Source organism: Mesorhizobium sp. M7A.T.Ca.US.000.02.2.1 (assembly GCF_003996995.1).
In the GTDB taxonomy this organism is placed as follows: domain Bacteria; phylum Pseudomonadota; class Alphaproteobacteria; order Rhizobiales; family Rhizobiaceae; genus Mesorhizobium.
This window is the reverse complement of sequence record NZ_RZTT01000503.1, coordinates 1-3,846: the sequence shown is the minus strand read 5'-3', so window position 1 is coordinate 3,846 and position 3,846 is coordinate 1. Positions and strand designations below refer to the sequence as shown.

At 60.5% G+C, this 3,846-nt stretch carries 4 protein-coding genes; 1 reads left to right on the top strand and 3 read right to left on the bottom strand.

The window, feature by feature from the left end; translation table 11 throughout:
* Window positions 1-124: 124 nt before the first annotated feature.
* Window positions 125-1,606, top strand: coding sequence for an MDR family MFS transporter (locus EOD15_RS30330; protein ID WP_127409120.1), 1,482 nt, complete (start codon window positions 125-127; stop codon window positions 1,604-1,606).
* Between the two features lie 3 nt (window positions 1,607-1,609).
* Here the strand turns inward: EOD15_RS30330 and EOD15_RS30325 are convergent, their stop codons facing one another.
* The 3 genes from EOD15_RS30325 to EOD15_RS30315 all read right to left on the bottom strand — a co-directional run bounded on the left by EOD15_RS30325 (window position 1,610) and on the right by EOD15_RS30315 (window position 3,633).
* On the bottom strand, window positions 1,610-2,638 hold the full coding sequence (locus tag EOD15_RS30325; RefSeq protein WP_127321666.1) for an NAD(P)/FAD-dependent oxidoreductase: 1,029 nt from the start codon (window positions 2,636-2,638) through the stop codon (window positions 1,610-1,612).
* A gap of 194 nt (window positions 2,639-2,832) precedes the next feature.
* The gene (locus EOD15_RS30320) at window positions 2,833-3,153 is read right to left on the bottom strand and encodes a 2Fe-2S iron-sulfur cluster-binding protein (RefSeq protein ID WP_056582251.1); all 321 of its coding nucleotides are present in this window, start codon (window positions 3,151-3,153) and stop codon (window positions 2,833-2,835) included.
* A gap of 111 nt (window positions 3,154-3,264) precedes the next feature.
* On the bottom strand, window positions 3,265-3,633 hold the full coding sequence (locus tag EOD15_RS30315) for an Hpt domain-containing protein (protein ID WP_127269546.1): 369 nt from the start codon (window positions 3,631-3,633) through the stop codon (window positions 3,265-3,267).
* Window positions 3,634-3,846: the final 213 nt, after the last annotated feature.

Sequence of the window (3,846 nt, the reverse complement as noted above, 5' to 3'; positions counted from 1 at the left end):
ATATGGGACGACATATGTCAGGCTCGCCAGACGCGAGCTTAAAACACCAATGCGATCCAAACGGTCAAGAAACCGGAACGGCTGAACAGGGCCGGTCAAATCGCAAGCTTATGGATGAACGATCATGGACCAGGCTGTCGATAACAAAACGATGGCGGAAACCGGCACGCCGATAACAGAGAGCGAAAAGAACGCCATCATCGGCGGCGTGCTGTTGTCGATGCTGTTGGCGGCACTCGATCAGACCATTGTCGCACCGGCCATGCCGACCATCGGGCATGCGCTCGGAAACGCACACTATCTGCCATGGATCGTCACCGGTTATCTCCTGACCGCTACCGCCGTGGCCCCGCTCTACGGCAAGATTTCCGACGTCTACGGCCGCCGGCCGACCGTCTATGCCGCGATCCTGATCTTTTTGGCGGGATCGCTGGTCAGTGCGATGGCTCCCAACATGTTTGTGCTGGTTGTCGGGCGGGCGATCCAGGGCGCCGGCGGCGGCGGCTTGTTCGCGTTGACGCAGACCGTCGTCGGCGATCTCGTTCCGCCGCGCGAGCGGGCACGCTATGCCGCCTGGTTCTCCGGAACATGGGCTGTCGCCAGCGTTGCCGGTCCGTTGCTCGGCGGCACTTTCGCCGAGCACCTGCACTGGTCCCTGATCTTCTGGATCAACATTCCGCTTGGTGTTCTTGCGATGGCGATCATCAACAAGCCGCTCAAGAAACTGCCGGTTGCCGCAAAGCGCCATCGTATCGACGGCCTGGGCGCGTTGCTTCTGATCGTTGCCACCGCGCTGCTGCTGCTCGCACTGAACTGGGGCGGCAGCGCCTATCCCTGGATTTCGCTTGAAGTCATCGGCGTTCTCTGCGGTTCGGCGATTTTCTGGGGCGCTTTTGCCTTGCGGCTTATGCGAGCCGCCGAGCCGCTCATCTCGCTCGAAGTGCTTGGCAATCCAATCGTTCTGGCGGGCACGCTTTCGATGTTCCTGCTTCAGGCCGCAAGCGTCGGCATGGCTGTGTACCTGCCCGTCTATCTTCAGGCGGTGCTCGGCCTGTCGGCAGCAGAGTCGGGCATCGCGATGCTTGGGCTTTTGCTGGGGACCGTCGGCGGCGCGGCATTCAGCGGGCGTATGATACCGCATTTCACCCACTACAAGCGCATTGCGATGGTGGGCGTCGTCTTCAGCATGCTGTGCCTCTGCCTGCTGGCCGTCGTCGCAGGATATGCAACGCTGCTGGAGGTAGAGGTCTTGACGATCTGCATCGGGTTTGGAACCGGAACGACGTTTCCGGTCACCACCGTGTCGGTCCAGAACGCCGTCGATCGCGTGCATCTCGGCGTCGCGACGGGCGTGCTGACATTCCTGCGTTCGCTTGGCAGTGCGCTTGGTGTCGCGATGCTCGGCGCGGTCGCTCTGGGCTACGGCTTGCCACTTGCCGGTGAAGGCGTGCGGATCGTGGGCCATAGCGCGACGGTCGAGCCGTTCGTGATGATCTTTGCCGTCGCCGCCGTTACATTGCTGCTGGGGCTGATCACGCTGACGCTGATGCCCGAAAAGGAGCTTCGCGGTTACGCCGACAATGCGGCGCCCATCCTCGCCGAGTAAGCTTCAGCCGGAGACGCCGAGCTTCTTCTGCAGGCTGGTCGATGAGGTCGTGTACTGGAAAACGATGCGCTCGCCGGGGCTGATGATGCGCTTGGCGGCCTGCGCCATCAGCGCCACTTCGTGGAAGCCAGACAGGATCAGCTTCAGCTTGCCCGGATACCAGTTGATGTCGCCGACCGCGAAGATACCGGGCACCGATGTCTGGAACTTCTCGGTATCGACCGGAATAAGGTTCTCGTGAAGGTTGAGACCCCACTCCGCGATCGGTCCGAGCTTCATGGTCAGGCCGAAGAACGGCAGCATGCGGGTGCAAGGCACCTCGACATCGCCGTCAGGTCCCTTGATGGTGGCCGATGACAGTTGGCCGTCGGCACCGGTCAATCCGGTCACCTGCCCGACCTGGAACTCCAGCTGCCTCATCTCCTGCATGGCATACATCTTGTTGACGCTGTCGGGGGCGGCACGGAACTCGGGCCGCCGGTGCACCAGCGTCACGCTCTTTGCCACCGGCTGCAGGTTCAGCGTCCAGTCGAGTGCCGAGTCGCCGCCGCCGACGATAACGAGGCCATGGCCGCGAAAATCCTCCATCCGGCGCACCGAATAGAAGACGCTCTTGCCTTCATAGGGCTCTATGCCGGGGATCGGCGGACGCTTGGGCTGGAAGGAGCCGCCGCCGGCAGCAATCACCACCACCTTGGCTTCGAACACCTCATTTTCGTCGGTGGTGACGCGAAAACTGCCATCCTCCAGTTTTTCCAGGCTGGAAACCATTCGGTTGTAGCTGAAATCAGGCTTGAACGGCGCGATCTGCTCGAGCAATTTGTCGACCAGCCCCTGCGCCGAGATCGAAGGCCAGCCTGGAATGTCGTAGATCGGCTTTTCCGGATAGAGCTCCGCGCACTGGCCGCCCGGCCGATCGAGAATGTCGATCAGGTGGCATTTCATGTCGAAAAGGCCGAGCTCGAACACGGCAAACAGGCCAACCGGCCCTGCCCCGACAATAAGCACGTCTGTCCTGATAATGTCGGTCATGCCTGTGCCTCGCTGCGCATGACCCCGAAAATCGGATCGATTTTCGGAAAGGATCATGCGCAAAATAAAAGTGCTACAGCGTCCTTTGCGCGTCCAAGAGGACGCGCGGCGCTGTAGTGAAACAGCAGGACACTGCATGACCATCGCTCCGCTGCCAAGCCACAGCGGGAAAAATCAGTTGGCAAAGATACCGCTTATCCCTGACGGGCAGGCACCCGCACAATGAGACCGTCGAGCGCGTCTCGCACCTTGATCTGGCACGACAGCCGTGAGTTCGGCTGGACGTCGTAAGCGAAGTCCAGCATGTCCTCTTCCATCGCTTCCGGCTCGCCGACTTCAGCCGTCCAGGCTTCGTCGACATAGACGTGACAGGTGGCACAGGCGCAGGCGCCGCCGCATTCGGCTTCGATCCCGGGCACGGCGTTGCGGATCGCGTTCTCCATGACCGTAGAGCCGTTCTCGGCGTCCATGTCGAAATGCGTGCCGTCATGGGCGATGAAAGTCAGCTTGGTCATTTGTCACCTGAAGGGAGTTCCAGCCGAGATAATCACTCCGGCTGACAAGTCAACTGCCGCATGAAAGCGCCGCCCGATGACGTTTTTCCGCAAATCGGGTTCAGCGCGGATTCAGCGGTTGATGGCGGCGATGAAATCGCGCACTTCGTCGATCAGCATGCCAAGCCGTTTGAGCGTCTGGCCGTCTTCCGGCCGGTGCTCGATCTCGGTGGCGCAATCGGCGATGGCAAAGGCGCCGACGCCCCGTGCCGAACCCTTCAATCCATGGGCGAGCAGAAGCCGATCCTTGATGTCGGCGTCGACTATTCTGTCGCGCACGGACAGCGCCTGCTGTACAAACAGCGCCAGCACCTCTTGCTCAAGGCTGCGGTCACCCATCGTCTGGCGGGCAAGGTGTGCCAAATCGACCGGCCGTGACCGCCTTGGTCCGGATACGTCGCCCCCGGGCATTGAGAAGGCAATGCCGCTTTCGCCACGCATGAACTCGAACTCCGTTTCTTCGATTCGCCCAAAAACCTAGGCGAATCCAATGGACAACGGGTTAATGAATGGCCGGGAAAAATGTTGCCAAAGCGGCGCCCAAATCACAGTTCCGTTAACCTTATATTTAAAGTTTTACGTATCCCGCGGAATGCATGTTTTCTTTACCCCCCTGTGTCATTACGATACGAGGGGTCCATTTTCAGCCTCCTG